Source organism: Streptomyces sp. NBC_00287, from assembly GCF_036173105.1.
In the GTDB taxonomy this organism is placed as follows: domain Bacteria; phylum Actinomycetota; class Actinomycetes; order Streptomycetales; family Streptomycetaceae; genus Streptomyces.
In genome coordinates this window covers 7787464-7804855 of record NZ_CP108053.1, presented here as the reverse complement: position 1 = coordinate 7804855, position 17392 = coordinate 7787464, and the positions used below count along the sequence as shown (strand labels likewise).

The 17392-nt window shown below is 70.5% G+C and carries 14 protein-coding genes; all 14 read right to left on the bottom strand.

What is annotated here, in order from left to right:
* Positions 1–104: 104 nt before the first annotated feature.
* Positions 105–1280: an SCO3242 family prenyltransferase gene (locus tag OHT76_RS35390; RefSeq protein WP_443049942.1), complete on the bottom strand. Its 1176-nt coding sequence runs from the start codon at positions 1278–1280 to the stop codon at positions 105–107.
* A 23-nt stretch (positions 1281–1303) separates the two neighbouring features.
* Complete coding sequence (locus tag OHT76_RS35385) at positions 1304–2614, bottom strand: inositol-3-phosphate synthase (protein WP_328874936.1); 1311 nt, start codon at positions 2612–2614, stop codon at positions 1304–1306.
* A gap of 75 nt (positions 2615–2689) precedes the next feature.
* The gene (locus OHT76_RS35380; protein ID WP_328874935.1) at positions 2690–4024 is read right to left on the bottom strand and encodes a ThuA domain-containing protein; all 1335 of its coding nucleotides are present in this window, start codon (positions 4022–4024) and stop codon (positions 2690–2692) included.
* A gap of 15 nt (positions 4025–4039) precedes the next feature.
* Entirely contained in the window at positions 4040–6565 is a 2526-nt protein-coding gene (locus OHT76_RS35375; protein ID WP_328874934.1) for a PQQ-dependent sugar dehydrogenase, read from the bottom strand.
* Positions 6566–6670: 105 nt separating this feature from the next.
* Positions 6671–7669 carry a sugar phosphate isomerase/epimerase family protein gene (locus OHT76_RS35370; protein WP_328874933.1) on the bottom strand — a complete coding sequence of 333 codons (999 nt, stop codon included), beginning with the start codon at positions 7667–7669 and terminating at the stop codon, positions 6671–6673.
* 18 nt (positions 7670–7687) lie between these two features.
* A complete protein-coding gene (locus OHT76_RS35365) occupies positions 7688–8881 on the bottom strand; it encodes a Gfo/Idh/MocA family protein (RefSeq protein WP_328874932.1) in 1194 nt (397 codons plus the stop codon).
* 50 nt (positions 8882–8931) lie between these two features.
* Positions 8932–9969, bottom strand: coding sequence for a substrate-binding domain-containing protein (locus tag OHT76_RS35360; RefSeq protein WP_328874931.1), 1038 nt, complete (start codon positions 9967–9969; stop codon positions 8932–8934).
* Positions 9970–9986: 17 nt separating this feature from the next.
* A complete protein-coding gene (locus tag OHT76_RS35355; RefSeq protein ID WP_328874930.1) occupies positions 9987–11006 on the bottom strand; it encodes an ABC transporter permease in 1020 nt (339 codons plus the stop codon).
* On the bottom strand, positions 11003–12520 hold the full coding sequence (locus tag OHT76_RS35350; RefSeq protein WP_328874929.1) for a sugar ABC transporter ATP-binding protein: 1518 nt from the start codon (positions 12518–12520) through the stop codon (positions 11003–11005). The genes OHT76_RS35355 and OHT76_RS35350 overlap by 4 nt, the downstream gene beginning before the upstream one ends.
* A gap of 83 nt (positions 12521–12603) precedes the next feature.
* Entirely contained in the window at positions 12604–13785 is a 1182-nt protein-coding gene (locus OHT76_RS35345; RefSeq protein WP_328874928.1) for an ROK family transcriptional regulator, read from the bottom strand.
* Positions 13786–13982: 197 nt separating this feature from the next.
* Positions 13983–14660, bottom strand: coding sequence for a GntR family transcriptional regulator (locus OHT76_RS35340; RefSeq protein ID WP_328874927.1), 678 nt, complete (start codon positions 14658–14660; stop codon positions 13983–13985).
* 162 nt (positions 14661–14822) lie between these two features.
* The gene (locus OHT76_RS35335; RefSeq protein WP_328874926.1) at positions 14823–15761 is read right to left on the bottom strand and encodes a beta-ketoacyl-ACP synthase III; all 939 of its coding nucleotides are present in this window, start codon (positions 15759–15761) and stop codon (positions 14823–14825) included.
* Between the two features lie 162 nt (positions 15762–15923).
* A complete protein-coding gene (locus OHT76_RS35330; protein WP_315882816.1) occupies positions 15924–16058 on the bottom strand; it encodes an MFS transporter small subunit in 135 nt (44 codons plus the stop codon).
* On the bottom strand, positions 16027–17361 hold the full coding sequence (locus tag OHT76_RS35325; RefSeq protein ID WP_328874925.1) for an OFA family MFS transporter: 1335 nt from the start codon (positions 17359–17361) through the stop codon (positions 16027–16029). Before OHT76_RS35325 ends, OHT76_RS35330 begins: the two co-directional genes overlap by 32 nt.
* Between the last annotated feature and the right edge of the window lie 31 nt (positions 17362–17392).

The window sequence follows — 17392 nt, the reverse complement described above, 5'->3', positions numbered from 1 at the left end:
AGCGAGGGTCGCGACGAGCAGAGCGGTTGCCGTGGCACCGGACCGTGCAACGAGCGCGGCCCGGAGAGGGACAGCGGCGGCGAGCGGGCGGCCCGCATCAGACGTCATGTGATGCTCACCTTCCTCCCGAACCGACGGCCCAGCGGAGCAAGGGCCGCGACGAGCAGGGCGGTTGCCGTGGCGCCGGAGCGGGCTGCGAGTGCGGCCTGGAGAGGGATCGTGGCGCGGATGCCTGCGCCGACGGCGCGTTGGGTGAGCGGGGGTGAGGGGTTGAGGGTGGCGTGGAAGTACGGGCGGGCGGCTGTGGCGGCGTAGGTGGCGGCTAGGGCTTGGCGGAGCGGGGAGAGGAGGGCTGAGCGGGGCGGGGCAGCGTCAATGGGACTCGGGGTCGGGAACGGCGGCCGGTGAAGGTGGCCGACGTGGGGCACGGTGTCGGGGGCGGCCGATGAGTGCCTCTGCGTGCTGGGGGTGGCCTGTGGGCTGGGGGTACCCGCGAGGCCCGGCGCGCTCGTCGCGTCGGCGGTGTCGGGCAGAGCGTGGGCCGTTGGATCTCGGCGGCTGGTCGATGCGGAGAAGGTGCCCCGTGTCATCAGGCCGGTCAGTAGGGCAGTTGTGGCCAGGGCCGCCAGCGGTGCCAGAGGGGAGCCGCCCCGGGTTTCGTGGCGGGAGACCGTTGTGACCGCCAGGGTGTGGGTGCCCAGGAGGGCCGCGGACGGGAGGGCCTCGCGGGTGCGGCCGCTCGTGGCTGCGGCGCCGAGGAGGAGGTCGAGGGCGCGGGCCGTTGCCATCGCTGCCGGGCCCGCCGGGGTGTGCTTCAGGTGGAGGTCGTAGGCCCAGACCGTGGCGGCCAGGGGTACGGCGACGGAGAGGGCCGGGCGGCCGGCGCGGGCGGCCAGGGCCAGGCCGGTGCCGGTGAGGGCGCAGGCTGCTCTGAGCGCGGCGGTGGGGCGGACGCGGCCGGAAGGGAGGGGGCGGTGGGGGCGTTCGGCGGCGTCTTCCTCACGGTCCGCCCAGTCGTTCAGGGTCATGCCGGCCTCGTACAGGCAAAGGGAGGAGCCGATGGCGAGCAGGGTGCGGGAGTTGTGGGGTACGCCGGTGGCGGCCGCGCCGGCCAGGGCGTCACCGGGGACGGTGAACAGGGCCGGGAGACGCAGGAGTTCGGCCCAGGCGAGGGGAAGTTTCAGCTTCGGGCGAGCGGAATCGACCGTTCCCGGAGCCGTGCTGCCGCCAGCACCCGGCGCCACCACAGCCCTGACCTCCGCCGCATCCGAGCCGACCATTCCCGCGCCCGCAACACCCCCGCTCACCGCCCCTCCCCCGCACCGCCACCGCAGACCCCGACGTCATCGGCCCCGGCAACAGACCCGCCTCCCCCACCCCGCAACGGCCGCTCCTCCACCTCACCACCGCAGAGCCCGAGGCCGTCGGCGCCACCGGCAGATCCCGCACCCCCACCACAAACCCCAATCCCACCGGCGCCGCCCACAGCGCCCACTCCCCCACCCCGCAACCGCCCCCCAAACCGCACCAGCTCCGCATACTGCTCCCCCAGCGCCGCCGGCCCCTCCCCCACCGGATCCTTGAAAAAGAAGCCGAGTTCGCGGAGGGGCCCGGACAGGCCCCGCTCATGGGCTCGGGCCGTCAGGCGGGCCAGGTCCAGGATCAGCGGAGCTGCCAGTGCCGAGTCGCAGCCCTGCCAGATGGTCTGGAGGATCATTCGGGTGCCGAGGAAGCCGTCGAAGGCCACGTGGTCCCAGGCGGTCTTCCAGTCGCCGAGGGCGGGGACGTCGTCGATGTGGACCTCGCCCTCGGGCGGGGTGGCGAGGGTTTCGGCGAGGACTCGTTCCTTGCCGGCGTTCTTCGCGGCGGCCGCCGCCGGGTCGGCGAGGGCGGCTCCGTCGCCGCCGCCCAGCAGGTTCGTGCCGGACCAGGCGCGTACCGCGAGGGCGCGCTGGGTGAACATCGGGCCCAGGGCTGCCCGGAGCAGGGTCTGGCCGGTCTTGCCGTCACGGCCCGCGTAGGGGAGCCCGGACTCGGCGGCCAAAGGGGCAAGTTCCGGGTGATGCAGGCCTGTTGAGGGGGTGAAGTTGATGTAGGGGCAGCCCGCGCGCAGGGCCGCCGCCGCATACAGGGTGCTGGGCGGGAGGGCCTCGTCCGTGGGCGGGGGTTCGGTCGAGGCCACGTTCACCACGACCGCCCGGGTCAGCCCCAGCCGTCGTACGAAATCCTCGATGTCAGCGGCGAAGGCGGAGATCAGCGCTTCCTGGTCCCGGGTGTCGCCGCTGTGTGGGCCGCCCGGCCTGATCTCCCGGTCCGCGGCGGCCAGTTCGGATGCCACGGCGGCCGGAAGGCCGGGCGGGAGCACGCCGCCCGCCGCCAATTCTTCCGCGCGCTTGGGCAGCGGACAGTCCACCGTGTCGTGGCCGCCGAAGACCAGGGAGGGAAGGGGCGGTAGCCCCGAGGAGGCGAAGGGCGGGGTTTCGGTGACCATGCCCGTCGGCGGGTGCAGGCCCGCGGAGACCGCGGCGCAGCCCGCGACCACCGTCGTGGCGACGGAACCGCGCGCTCCGATCAGCCACACTCCGACTCGGGATCCAGAACGGGACACGGACATGGGCCAGCCTCCTTGTCGTGCGGGAAACCCGGTAAGACGGCGGGCGGGAGTCCGGCGTCCCCCGCCCGCCGCCGCTCAGTCGCCCTTCACGGGCAGTTCCTTGATCCGGATGTCCCGGAAGGACACCTGGTCGTCGGATCCGTGGTTCTGGATGCCGACATGCCCCTCACGCAGGCTCCGGGCCGGATCGGTGTTGGTGAAATCGTTGATCTTCACGCCGTTGAGCCAGAGGCGGAGGCGTTCGCCCTCCACTCGGATCTCGTACGTGTTCCACTCCCCCGGCGGGTTCAGCGCCCGGTCGCGCCTCGCCAGGTCGGCGGAGCGGAAGCCGTAGACGGACCCCGTCGTCTTCTCGGGGACGTCCGTGGCGTCGATCTGGATCTCATAGCCGTTGTTGACAGCCGACCACGGGTCGTCCGAGGGCGGAAATCCCACGAATACACCGGAATTGTCGTCTCCGTCGACCTTCCAGTCGAGCTTCAGCGAGTAGGCGTCGAAGCCCTGGTCGGCGTACCAGAGCATGCCGAGGCCGCCGGTGGTGGTGAGGGTGCCGTCGGTGCCCAGGACGAACGAGCCGGGGCCCGCCTGCTGCCACCCGGAGAGCGACGAGGCCGTGCCGTCGAAGAGCGGGCGATAGCCGTTCTCCGGGCGGCAGTCGGCCTGCGCCGCGCCCGTCGTCCAGCGCAGCCCGCCCAGCAGGTGCTGCCGGAAGGCGGGGTCCGCGTAGGACTCCTTGGTGTGGCCGCCGCCGGTGTAGAAGGCGCGACCGCCCTGGTGGGTGTGGCACCAGGCGATCGGGTGATCGCCGTTCATGGTGCCGCCCGTGTACGACGACTCGTCGAGGGAGGCGAGGACGTGGACCCGTTCCCGGGGGTTGGAGCGGTAGTTGTACCACTCGTCCGTACGGTTCCAGGCCGTCGGCAGATGCGAGGTCGCCGCGTGGGCGTGGTCCTCGATGTCCACCGTGGCGGGCTGGATCGCCGGATGCGACTGGAAATACGCCCCGACGAGCCCGCCGTAGAACGCCCAGTCGTACTCGGTGTCGGCTGCCGCGTGGACACCCATAAAGCCGCCGCCGTGGCGCACATAGCGTTCGAAAGCGCGCTGTTGCGCGCCGTCGAGCACATCGCCGGTGGTCGACAGGAACACCACGGCGTCGTACCGGCGCAGGTTTTCGTGCGTGAACGCCCCGGCGTCCTCGGTGGCGTCGACCGTGATGCCGGCCGTGGCGCCCAGCTCCCTGACCGCCGCCACGCCCTCGGGGATCGAGTCGTGCCGGAAGCCTGCCGTCTTGGAGAAGACCAGCACCCGCTCCTCAGCCTCCGCAGAGGACACGGCGGGTCCCGACATACAGCCGAGGAGCAGGGCCGCACCGACAACCACGGTTGGCACTCGGACAGTTGATCGCATCGCGCACATCCCTCCTCAGCCCGTCGTGAACGTGAAGTCGTCGACGTCGAACAGCGCGCCCGAGCCGGTGGCCCCCTTGAAGACCAGGTAGAGCATGGTCGTGCCGCGCGGGGCGCGGGTCAGCTGTGCCGTGACGTCCTGGAAGGTCTCCCAGCCGCCGGTCACCGGTACGGCCGTCCTGCCGAGCAAGGGGCCGGTCGAGGACCCCGCACGGACCTCGAGCGTGCCGCCCGCGCCGCCGGACGAGATGCGTGCCGTAAGGGACTTGGCATTACTCAGGGCGTACGGCGTGAAGGAGATCCAGTCGCCGTTGTCGATGTCGCCGACGGTCTTGCCGCCGTGGGCCGGGGTCTTGGTGATGACCGAGACTCCGGAGCCGTTGCCGAAGTGCTCGGCCTGGCGGTGCTTGGGCTGCAGGACGCTCTGGTCGTGGGTGGTCAGCGGGGCCTGGCCGCCGCCTCCGCCGTCGGTGTACTCGGCGTCCATCACGCCGAAGATGTTGGCGTCCTCGTCGTGGCCGCCGTCGGCGCTGGTCTGGATGGTGCCGGTGCAGCCGTTGGCCGAGGTCACCGGGTGGCCGTGGCTGTCGTGGCCGAGGATGAAGGTGACCTTGACCTTGGCGCAGTCGATGGTCCGGTCCTCGGGGTCGCTGACCTTCACCTTGAAGGGAATGGCGTCACCGAAGCTGAACAGCTGCCCGTCCTGGGGGAGTTCGAGCGTCACCTTGGGGGCGGTGTTGCCGACCACGACCTGCACGCTCGCACTGCCGGTCCGCCCGGACGGGTCCTTGGCGGTCAGGGTCGCGGTGTAGGTGCCGTTCTTGCGGTAGCGGTGCGTGGGGTCGGCCGTGGTGGAGGTGTTGCCGTCGCCGAAGTCCCAGCTGTACGTGAGGGCGTCGCCGTCCTGGTCGGTCGTGCCCTCGGAGGAGAACTGCACCCGCAGCGGCGCCTGTCCGGAGGTACGGCTCGCCGAGGCCTGCGCGACCGGGGAGTGGCCGTCGGTGGCGTTCTCGATGCGGTACAGGGCGGAGTGCTCGTCGCCGCCGAACCAGGAGACGCCGTAGTCGAGGACGTACAGCGCTCCGTCCGGGCCGAAGGCCATGTCCATCACCTGGGTTCCGGTCCACGGCACGTTGTTGATCGACTGCACGGTGCCGTCGGCGTCGCTGGTGATCCGCTTGATCCAGCGGCGGCCGAACTCACCGGCGAAGAAGTCGCCGTCGTAGGCCTCGGGGAACTTCACCGGCGAGTCGAGGTTCGGGTCGTAGTGGTAGACCGGGCCGCCCATCGGCGATTCGGAGCCGGTGCCGAACTCGGGTACCGAGCCGCCGTCGTACGGGATCCAGGCCGCCTGCGCCGGGGGCAGATCGGTCAGCCCAGTGTTGTTGGGCGAGGTGTTCTTCGGGGCGGCGCAGTCGAAGGCGGCGCCGGACTGGCCGGTGGCGAAGTCGTAGTCGACGTAGGCGTCGTTGTCGCCGGTGCAGTACGGCCAGCCGAAGTTGCCGGGGCCGGTGAGGCGGGCGAACTCAACCTGGCCCGCCGGTCCTCGGGAGGGATTCGCGGCGCCGGCGTCGGGGCCGTAGTCGCCGACGTACAGGACACCCGTCTCCTTGTCGACGCTGAAGCGGAACGGGTTGCGGAAGCCCATGGCGTAGATCTCGGGCCGCGTCTTGTCGGTGCCGGGCGCGAAGAGGTTGCCCTCGGGCACCGCATAGCTGCCGTCCGCGTTGACCTTGATACGCAGGATCTTGCCGCGCAGATCGTTGGTGTTGGCGGACGAACGCTGGGCGTCGAAGGCAGGGTTGCGGTTCGCGCGCTCGTCGATGGGCGAGAAGCCGTCCGATTGGAACGGATTGGTGTCGTCGCCCGTTGAGAGATACAGATTGCCCGCCGCGTCGAAGTCGATGTCACCGCCCACGTGACAGCACAGGCCTCGGGAGGCGGGGACATCGAGGATCTTCGTCTCGCTGGCGGCGTCGAGTGTGCCGTCGGTCTTCAGGACGAAGCGGGAGAGGCGGTTGACGCCGTCGAAGGGGGCGAAGTCGGCCGCCGTGCCGGTTTCGGGGGCGTCGCCGGCGGGGGTGTTGAGCGGGGGTGCGTAGTAGAGGTAGATGAAGCGGTTGTCGGCGAATCCGGGGTCGACGCCGATGCCCTGGAGGCCTTCCTCGTCGTGGGCGTACACATCGAGCTTGCCCGCGAGCTTGGTGTTGCCCGCCGCGTCGGTCAGGCGCAGTTCGCCGTCGCGGGAGGTGTGCAGGACGGAGCGGTCCGGGAGGACGGCGAGCGACATGGGCTCGCCGACCTCCGCCTCGCCCTTGGCGAGGGTGACCTGCTGGAAGTCCTCAGCGGCCTGGACGTCCTCGGCGGCCTGGATGCCCTCGGCGGCCGCGGAGGCGTCGGCGACAGCCTGGGGCGCGGCGAGGGTGAGCGACGCACCCGCCAGCAGTGCGCCGCTGAGCAGCGCGACCGTCTTGCGGAAGGTGAGGCGTCGTCTGTGGGTCTCGGTTCTGTCGGTACTGGTGGTGCGGTCTTTCGCGTGCACGAATTGCCTCCAGAATGGGGCCGGTTGTACATGCGGGTGCCTTGCGCCGGGGTGCGCCGTCACCCCGGAGACAGAGGAGAGAGCTCGGAGAAAGGAGGAGAGAGCTCAGTTGCCGAACGCCGCGTCGAACGAGGCCGACGGCGGTTCGAAGTCGTACGCCTTCAGGCGGGCCAGCGCCTCCGGAGCGCCTTGGAGGCGGTCCATGCCGGCGTCCTCCCACTCCACGGAGATCGGGCCCTGGTAGTCGATGGAGCGCAGCATCCGGAAGACGTCCTCCCACGGGACGTCACCGTGGCCGGCGGACACGAAGTCCCAGCCGCGCCGCGGGTCACCCCAGGGCAGATGGGAGCCGAGCCGGCCGTTACGGCCGTCCAGGCGCTTGCGGGCCTCCTTGCAGTCGACGTGGTAGATCCGGTCCCGGAAGTCGTAGAGGAAGCCCACCGGGTCGAGGTCCTGCCACACGAAGTGCGAGGGGTCGAAGTTCAGACCGAAGGCGGCGCGCCTGCCAACTGCCTTCAGCGCGCGCTGCGTTGTCCAGTAGTCGTAGGCGATCTCGCTGGGATGGACCTCGTGGGCGAAGCGCACGCCCTCGGCGTCGAAGACGTCCAGGATCGGGTTCCAGCGGGTCGCGAAGTCGTCGTAGCCGCGTTCGATCATCGACTCGGGGGCGGGCGGGAACATCGCGACCAGGTGCCAGATGGCGGAGCCGGTGAAGCCGATGACGGTGTCGACGCCGAAGGCGGCCGCGGCACGCGCGGTGTCCTTCATCCGGTCCGCCGCCCGCTGCCGTACCCCCTCGCCGTCGCCGTCGCCCCATACCGCGCCGGGCAGGATGGCCTGGTGGCGTTCGTCGATGATGGCGTCGCAGACCGCCTGGCCGACCAGATGGTTGGAGATCGCCCAGCACTTGAGGCCGTACTTCTCCAGCAGCTGATGCCGGGAGTCGATGTACGAGGGGTCGGCCAGCGCCTTGTCGACCTCGAAGTGATCGCCCCAGCAGGCGAGTTCGAGTCCGTCGTAGCCGAAGTCGCGGGCGAGACGGCAGACCTCTTCGAGCGGGAGGTCGGCCCACTGACCGGTGAAGAGCGTAAAGGTGCGCGGCATGTCGGGGGCTCCTCGATATCAGACCGCTATGGGCGTGTAGACGGAGTTCTTCTCGGCGCTCTCCTCCACCGCCGCGAGGACGCGCTGCACCTGGAGCCCGTCGGCGAAGGAGGGGTCGGGCTGCCGGCCCTCGGCGATGGCGTGGACCAGATCGCGGGCCTGGTGGACGAAGGTGTGCTCGTAGCCGAGGCCGTGGCCCGGCGGCCACCAGGCGTCCAGGTAGGGGTGGTCGGGCTCGGTGACGAGGATGCGGCGGAACCCGGCGTGCGCTCCGGGCTCGGTGCCGTCGTGGTAGGAGAGTTCGTTGAGCCGCTCCAGGTCGAAGGCCAACGAGCCGTGCTCGCCGTTGAGTTCGAGGCGCAGGGCGTTCTTACGGCCGGTGGCGTAGCGGGTCGCCTCGAAGGAGGCGAGGGCGCCGGAGGGGAAGCGGGCGGTGAACAGGGCGGCGTCGTCCACGGTGACGACCCCGGTCCCGGCACTGGACACCGCGGACAGTCCGCTGCTCGGCGCGCTGGGCATCGGCCGTTCCCGCACGAAGGTCTCCGTCAGCGCCGACACCCCGGCCAGCTGCTCGCCCGCCACATACTGCGCGAGGTCCACGATGTGCGCCCCGAGGTCGCCGAGCGAGCCGGAACCGGCGTACTCCCTGCGCAGCCGCCAGGTCAGCGGGAACTCCGGGTCCACGAGCCAGTCCTGAAGGTACGTCACCCGCACATGTCGCAACCTGCCGAGCCGACCCTCGGCGACCATCCGGCGGGCGAGCGCAGTGGCGGGCACCCGGCGGTAGTTGAAACCGACCATCGCCAACTGGCCTCTTTCGGCGGCCGACTCCGCCGCCCGAACCATCGCCACCGCCTCCTCGACGCTATTCGCGAGGGGCTTCTCGCACAGGACGTGCTTCCCGGCGGCCAGCGCGGCGACGGCGATCTCGGCGTGGCTGTCGCCGGGGGTGCAGATGTCGACGAGGTCGACGTCGTCCCGGGCGACCAGCGCACGCCAGTCGGTCTCGGCCGCCGCCCAGCCGTGCCGGTCGGCCGCCGCGCGCACCGCGGCCGCGTCCCGTCCGCAGATCGCGGCCAGGACGGGTCGCCGGGGCAGGTCGAAGACGCGGCCCACGGTGCGCCAGCCCTGGGAGTGGGCGGCGCCCATGAAGGCGTAGCCGACCATGCCGACCCGCAGCGGCGGCTTCCCCGTCTCAGCACCTTCTGACATGCGGATGTCCTCCTCGTCCTTCGCGGTGGGGGGTGCGGGCGCCGCACGGCCTACTTGAAGCCGGTGGGCATGTACTGGTCGACGTTCTCCTTGTCGACGACGGCCGAGTACAGGGTCAGCGAGGCCGGGATCTCGAACTCGGCGAGGCCGCCGACGCCCTTGCCCTGGCCGAGGGCGCGGGCGAGGTCGATCGCGGAGGCGGCCATGGTCGGCGGGTACAGCACCGTCGCCTTCAGCACCCCGTCGTCCTGCTTGATGGCCTGGAATGCGGAGAGCGCGCCGGCGCCACCGACCATCAGGAAGTCATCACGTCCGGCCTGCTCGATGGCGCGCAGCGCGCCCACGCCCTGGTCGTCGTCGTGGTTCCACAGTGCGTCGAACTTCGACTGGGCCTGCAGCAGTTGCGCCATCTTGGCCTGCCCCGACTCGACCGTGAACTCGGCGGCCTGACGGGCGACCTTCTTGATGTTGGGGTAGTTCTTCAGGGCGTCGTCGAAGCCCTGGGTGCGCTGCTGGGTGAGCTCCAGGTTGTCCAGGCCCGCCAGCTCGATCACCCGGGCACCGGACTTGTCCTTGAGCTTCTCGCCGATGTAGTGCCCGGCGTTCAGCCCCATGCCGTAGTTGTCGCCGCCGATCCAGCAGCGGTACGCCTGCGGGGAGTTGAAGATGCGGTCCAGGTTGATCACCGGGATGCCCGCGCGCATCGCCTTCAGGCCGACCTGGGTGAGCGCCTTGCCGTCGGCCGGCAGGATCACCAGGACGTCGACCTTCTTGTTGATCAGCGTCTCGATCTGGCCGATCTGGGCGGCGGTGTCGTTGGAGCCCTCGGTGATCTCCAGGGTGACCTCGGAGTACTTCTTCGCCCGGTTCTTGGCGTTGTCGTTGATGGCGTTGAGCCAGCCGTGGTCGGCCTGGGGTCCGGCGAAGCCGATGGTGACGGGCTTGCCGGGCTTGTCGTCGGCGGCCGGCTGGTCGTTGGCTGCGGGCTCGTCGTCGGACTCGTTACTCGTGCAACCCGCGAGGAGGGCGCCCGCTCCTATGGCGGCGGATCCGAACAGCAGCCCTCTGCGACTCGTGAATTCTGGCATGGCGGTGAACCCTTTCCTCAGGTCGTGCTTGCGGTACGGCGCTGGACCAGCACGGCGGCGACGATGATCGCGCCCTTGGCGATCTGCTGGACGTCGCTCTGCAGGTTGTTCAGGGCGAAGATGTTGGTGATCGTGGTGAAGATCAGGACGCCGAGCACCGAGCCGGTGATGGTGCCCCGGCCGCCGCTGAGCAGGGTGCCGCCGATGATCGCGGCGGCGATGGCGTCGAGTTCGTAGAGGTTGCCGTTGGTGTTCTGACCCGATCCGGACAGGATGATCAGCAGGAAGGCGGCGATACCGCAGCACAGCCCGGACAGCAGGTACAGGTAGAGGCGCTGACGGCGGACGTCGATGCCGGCGAGCCGGGCGGCCTCGGCGTTGCCGCCGACGGCGACCGTGCGGCGGCCGAAGGTGGTGCGGTTCAGGATCAGCCAGCCGATGACCGTGACCACGGCGAAGACCATGACGAGCGGTGGGATGCCGAGGACGTAGGCGTCGCGCTCCCCGAGGTCGAGGATGCTCGGGATGGTGACGATCTGCGTCTTGCCGTCGGTGATCTGCAGCGCGAGGCCGCGCGCCGAGGCGAGCATGGCGAGCGTCGCGATGAACGGCACCATCCCGCCGTACGCGATGAGCAGACCGTTGACCAGGCCACAACCGACGCCTACGAGGACCGAGGTGAACAGGACGCCGCCGAAGCCGTAGTCCTGGGTCGCGACCGTGGTCGCCCATACCGAGGCCAGGGCGACGATCGCGCCGACCGACAGGTCGATACCGCCGGAGGTGATGACGAAGGTCATGCCGACGGTGACGACGCCGATGACGGAGGCCTGGGTGAGGACGAGTTGGAGGTTGCGGGTGTCGAGGAACTCGTCGGGCTTGGTGATGCCGCCGATGACGATCAGCGCGGCGAGCACGCCGAGCAGGGAGAGGGTGCGTACGTCGGCGCGGGCCATCATGCCCCGCCAGGCGGGGGGTTCGGCCACGGGTGCGGTCTTGCCGGTGCCGTCCCTCGGTGGGGACGCGTGCTGCGTCATGACGCCGGGCTTCCTTCCATGACGAGGTCGAGGACACGGTGTTCGTCGAGGTCGCGGGCGGGCGCGGTGTGGACGACGCGCCCCTCGCGCAGCACCAGGACGCGGTCGGCGAGGCCGAGCACCTCGGGCACCTCGCTGGAGACGAGCAGCACGGCGAGGCCTTCGTCGGCGAGGCGCCGCACGACCGCGTACAGCTCGGCGCGGGCGCCCACATCGACGCCGCGGGTGGGTTCGTCGAGCAGCAGCACCCGGCAGCCGCGCAGCAGCCAGCGGGCGAGGACGGCCTTCTGCTGGTTGCCGCCGGACAGGGTGCGCACGGGCACCGAGGGGTTGTCGGGCCGCAGCGACAGCTCACGGGTGGCGGCGCGGGCGGCACCGAGTTCGGCGCCCCGGTCGATCCAACCGCCCTGCGAGAAGCGGGACATGGAGGAGACCGAGACATTGCGGGTGACGGACTCCAGCATCAGCAGGGCCTGTGCCTTGCGTTCCTCGGGGGCGAGCCCGAGTCCGGCCCGGACGGCGGCGCGCACACTGCCGGGCCGCAACGCCCGCCCCTCGACGATGACTTGACCCGACGAAGGCTTCCGGGCCCCGTAGATGGTCTCCAGGATCTCGGAGCGCCCCGAGCCGACAAGACCGGCGAGCCCGACGATCTCCCCGGGCCGGATCTCAAGGTCCAGCGGCTCGAACTCACCGTCGCGGGAAAGCCCTTGGACCTGGAGCACCGGCGCGCCTCCCACCACGGTGCCGGGCCGCTCGGGAAAGACGTACTCGACATTGCGGCCCGTCATCAGCGCCACGACATCCCGCGTGGGCGTCGTCTTCGCGGGCAGCCCGACCGCCACGGCCCGGCCGTCCTTGAGCACGGTCACCCGGTCGCCGATGCGCCGGATCTCCTCAAGACGGTGCGAGATGTAGACGACGGCGACCCCGTCGGCGGTCAGGTCACCGACGATCCGGAAGAGGTTGTCGACCTCGTCCGGGTCGAGCGCGGCGGACGGCTCGTCCATCACGATCAGCCGTACGTCATGGGAGAGCGCCCGCGCCATGGAGACGATCTGCTGCTGGGCCGCCGACAACTCCCCGACCAGCCGCGCGGGATCGATCTCCGGGTGCCCAAGGCGCTTGAGAAGCTGGGCAGTTGACTCTCGCGCGGTCTTCCTTCGTACGACGAAACCGGCGGCCGTCGGTTCATGGCCGAGGTGGACGTTCTCGGCCACCGACAGGTGCTCCACCAGGTCGAGTTCCTGGTAGATGGTGGCGATGCCCAGGCGCATGGCGGCGATCGGTGAGCGCAGGGTGACGTCCTCGCCGCGCCAGCGGATGGTGCCGGTGTCGGGCTGGTGGGCGCCGGCCAGGACCTTGATGAGGGTGGACTTCCCGGCGCCGTTCTGGCCGAGCAGACAGTGCACCTCGCCGGCCTGGACGTCGAGGTCGACTCCGTCGAGGGCCCGGACACCGGGGAAGGACTTGGTGATGCCGGACATGCTGAGCAGCGGTGGTTCTGGTGCCATGGGCTCCCCTTGGCGGGCGTGCGGGCCGGTTTCAGGGCAGGGCGAAGCAGAGAGCCGTACTGGATGACTCGTACCGAAGTCGCTTACGCGGGTGAGAACAGGTGGTCGCTGATCAGTCGGGCCGCGCCGATCACTCCGGCGGTGGGACCCAACTCCCCGAGAACAATGGGCAGGTTGCCGGTCGCCAGCGGCAGCGACTGGCGGTAGACCTGGGTGCGGATCGCGGCGAGCAGGGTGTGGCCGAGGCCGGTCACCCCGCCGCCGATCACCACCAGGCCCGGGTTGAAGAAGCTGACCAGGCCGGCGATGACCTGGCCGGTGCGGTTGCCGCCCTCGCGGATCAGATCGAGGGCGGTGGCATCGCCCGCGGCGGCCGCGGCGGCGACGTCGACGGCGGTGAGGCCGCCGTTCGCCTCAAGACGTGCGGCGAGTTCCGCAGACCGCCCCTGCTGGGCCGCCTCCACGGCGTCCCGGGCGAGGGCCGCCCCGCTGAAGTGGGCTTCCAGGCAGCCCCGGTTGCCGCAGGCGCAGGGCCTGCCGTCGGGTACGGCCTGGATGTGCCCGATGTCGCCGGCGCTGCCCGTCACACCGCGGTGGACACCACCGCCGACGACGATGCCGCAGCCGATACCGGTGCCGATCTTCACGCAGAGGAAGTCGCCCACGGAGCGTGCCACGCCCGCGTGCTGCTCCCCCATCGCCATCAGGTTCACATCGTTGTCGACCATGACCGGGCAGCCGAGTTCCTGGCTGAGCGCCTCCCGTACCGGGAAGCCGTCCCAGCCCGGCATGATCGGCGGCGCGACCGGGACGCCCTCGGGGAAGCGGACCGGGCCGGGGACGCCGATACCGGCGCCGTCGTACCCCTCCGCGAGCCCCGAGGCCTTCAACTTCGCGGCCATGGCGAGGACTTGCTCGAAGACCGCGACCGGGCCCTCGCGTACGTCCATGGGTTGGTTGAGGTGTCCGAGGATCTCCAGCTCGGCGTTGGTGACGGCGACGTCGACCGAGGTCGCGCCGATGTCGACGCCGAGGAAGCGGAGCCCCGGGTTGAGCCGGATGTTGTGGGAGCGCCGGCCGCCGCGCGAGGCGGCGAGTCCGTCGGCCACGACCAGGCCCGTCTCCAGCAGCCGGTCCACCTCCACGGCCAGCTTGGACCGCGAGAGATCGACCTGATCACCCAGTTGCGCCCGGGAGTTGGGCCCCCCGTCGCGCAACAGCTTGAGCAGCCGGGCCTGATGGGCGTTCGCGGGTCGTGCCGTCATGCGTCTCACGTGCCCCTCCCCGCCTGTTTCGGCCACCAGTTGCCGGGCTTTCGAGGGGAACGTAGCAGCGGCTGCCGTGGCTGGGAAGAATCTGTGCACGAATTACCGACGACTTTTTCCACTGAGAGGACAAAGGCGGGTGTCGTCGGCGTCGGCCCCGCGGGATGGGCACGATGCCGAGAGGGAGCCTCGGAGCGTCAGGAGCGCTGGCGGGCGTGGTACGAGGTCCGGGTGTGCTCGGTGTGTTCGCGCATGAGGTCGGTGGCGCGCTGCTGGTCGCGGTCGGAGATCGCCGCGATCAGCCGGCGGTGCTCGATCCAGGACTGCCGGCCGCGCTGCCGGGCCACCGGCGTGTAGTACCAGCGCACCCGACGGTCGACCTGTGCGGCGAGTTCGGCGAGGACGGCGTTGCCCGCGAGCTCCATGACCTTGGCGTGGAAGCGGGCGTTCATCGCCACGGCGCCGTCCACGTCGTCCGCCTCCACCGCGCGCTCGCCCTCGGCGCACAGCTCCTCCAGGGCGGTGATCCCGGCCGCTCCCGTGTTGGCGGCGGCGAGCCGGGCGGCCTCGGCCTCCAGCAGGGTGCGCACGGTGAGGAGCTGATCGGCCTCCTCCTCGGTGGGCTCGTGCACGAACGCGCCCTGGGCGGGCCGCAGATCGACCCAGCCCTCGGTGTTCAGGCGCTGCAGCGCCTCGCGCACGGGCTGCCGGGACACGCCGAGATGACCTGCGAGTTCGCTCTCGACCAGATGCTGTCCCGGGCGCAGGGCGCGGGTGGTGATGAGTTCGAGCAGGGCCTCGTAGACACGGTCCCGCAGCGGCCCGGGCCGTTCGAGCTTGGGCACCGCCCCCTGCGGAAGTCCTGTCGACAACATCGCGGTCCCCCTCCAGAGCCGTCGGACAGCAAAGTATTGATTGTCTTTCGTCTACAGTCTACGGCGCACAAAGGCCAGGGAGAGGGGGAGTTGGCCTTGTCACATCGGCGTTTGGCCTTGTCACATCAGTGCCGGCCTCGCCGCATCAAGTCACATCCCGCCTCAGGGGCAGCGGACGACCTGCCCGGCGTACGACAGATTCCCACCGAAGCCGAACAGCAGCACCGGGTCGCCGCCGGAGATCTCGCCGCGCTCCACGAGCTTGGAGAAGGCCAGCGGGATGCTCGCCGCCGAGGTGTTCCCGGAGTCGGACACGTCCTTCGCAACCACGGCGTTCACCGCGCCGATCTTCTCGGCAAGGGGTTCGATGATCCGCAGGTTGGCCTGGTGGAGCACGACCGCGGCGAGGTCGGCGGGCGCGAGCCCGGACCGCTCGCACGCCTGCCGCGCGATGGACGGCAGCTGGGTGGTGGCCCAGCGGTACACGCTCTGCCCCTCCTGCGCGAACCGCGACGGCGTCCCCTCGATCCGCACGGCGTGCCCCATCTCGGGCACCGACCCCCACAGCACGGGCCCGATGCCGGGCTCCTGAGACGCCTCGACCACGGCGGCCCCCGCCCCGTCGCCGACGAGCACACAGGTCGTGCGGTCGGTCCAGTCGGTCACATCGGACATCTTGTCGGCGCCGATCACCAGGGCCCGGGTGGCGGCGCCCGCCCGGACGGCGTGGTCGGCGGTGGCCAGCGCATGGGTGAAACCGGCGCAGACGACGTTGACGTCCATCGCGGCGGGCGAGGGGATGCCCAGCCGGGCGGCGACGCGCGCGGCCATGTTCGGGGAGCGGTCGACGGCGGTGGAGGTGGCCACCAGCACCAGATCGATGTCGCCCGGCGCGAGGCCGGCCGCCGCGAGCGCCTTGGCCGCGGCGTGCCCGGCGAGCTCGTCGACGGGCTCGTCGGGTCCGGCGATATGGCGTGTGCGGATGCCCACCCGGGACCTGATCCACTCGTCACTGGTGTCGACGAGGCCGGCCAGGTCCTCGTTGGTGAGCACCTTGGCCGGCTGATAGTGGCCTACCGCGGCAATGCGCGAGCCGTTCATCGGGTGGTCCCCCTCGTTGCATGGGTAGCGGGATCCACCAGTCTGATCAGTGACTCACCAGTACGGCGGCAGGTGATGCCACAGGAATAGGGCGCCCGGGTTGTCGGCTTCTGTCAGGCCCTCGGACGCCCGAACACTTTTCGAACGGCCAGCCGCACACGATCACCCGGTGAACAGCTGTGTCGCCTTTTGTACGAGTTCGTAGAGCCCGTAGCAGAGCGGTGCCCCCACCCACAGCCAGGCGAAGGCGATCAGCCCGCGTCGGCTAGGCGGACTCTGACTGCTGTCGCTGGACATCGACGTGCTCCTCCCTGGGTGACGGAATGTGGTGGCGGGGATGGACGGGCCGGACCAGTTCATTGGCGATGAAGCCGACGACCAGCAGGCCGATCATGATGACGAAGGAGAGCCCGTACAGGGACGCACCGCTCTTGCCCGCCTCCTCCTGCCGGTCGGCGATCCAGTTGACGATCAGCGGTCCGAGGACACCGGCCAGGGACCAGGCGGTGAGCAGACGGCCGTGGATCGCGCCGACCTGGTAGGTGCCGAAGAGGTCCTTCAGATAGGCGGGGATCGTCGCGAAGCCGCCGCCGTAGAAGGAGAGGATCACCAGGGCGCACAGGATGAACAGCGGCTTGGAGGAGTCGCCGAACAGGGCGATGGAGGCGTACATCAGCGCGCCGACGCCCAGGTAGAGACGGTAGATGTTCTTCCGCCCGATCAGGTCGGAGGTGGACGACCAGCCGATGCGTCCGGCCATATTGGCGGCCGACAGCAGGGCGACGAAACCGGCCGCGGCGGTCGCCGACACCGTTGTCGAGGTGTCCGCGAAGAAGTCCATGATCATCGGGGCGGCCTTCTCCAGGATGCCGATGCCCGCGGTCACGTTCATGCAGAGCACGACCCACAGACACCAGAACTGCGGCGTCCGGACGGCCTGGTTCGCCGAGACCTGCGGCCCGGCGGGCACGCTCGGCGCACCGCTGACCGGCTTCTCGGTGCGCGGCACCCGCACCAAGAGGACACCCAGCAGCATGAAGACCGCGTACGACAGCCCGTGCACCAGGAAGGCGAGGGCGATCCCGGAGGTGTCGGAGCCGAAGGACTCCAGCATCTGCGCGGACCACGGCGAGGCGATCAGCGCGCCGCCGCCGAAGCCCATGATGGCGATGCCGGTGGCCATGCCCGGCCGGTCCGGGAACCACTTGATCAGGGTGGAGACGGGTGAGATGTAGCCGATGCCGAGGCCGATCCCACCGACGAAGCCGTAGCCGAGGACGATCAGCCAGTACTGCTCGGTGGCCGCGCCCAGCGCGGAGAGCAGAAAGCCGGAGGAGAAGCAGCACAGGGCGACGGTCATGGCCCAGCGCGGGCCGTTGCGCTCGACGAGCGTGCCGCCGAACGCGGCCGACAGGCCCAGCATGACGATGCCCAACTGGAAGGGGAGCGCACTCTGCGTGCCGCTGAGGCCGAGCGCGGATTCCAGGGGCGGCTTGAACACGGACCAGGCATACGCCTGCCCGATGGAGAGGTGGACCGAGAGAGCGGCGGGGGGAACCAGCCAGCGGCTCCAACCCGGGGGTGCGACCGGTGGACTCATGATCCCGAACGGTAGGAACCCGAAGGGGAGT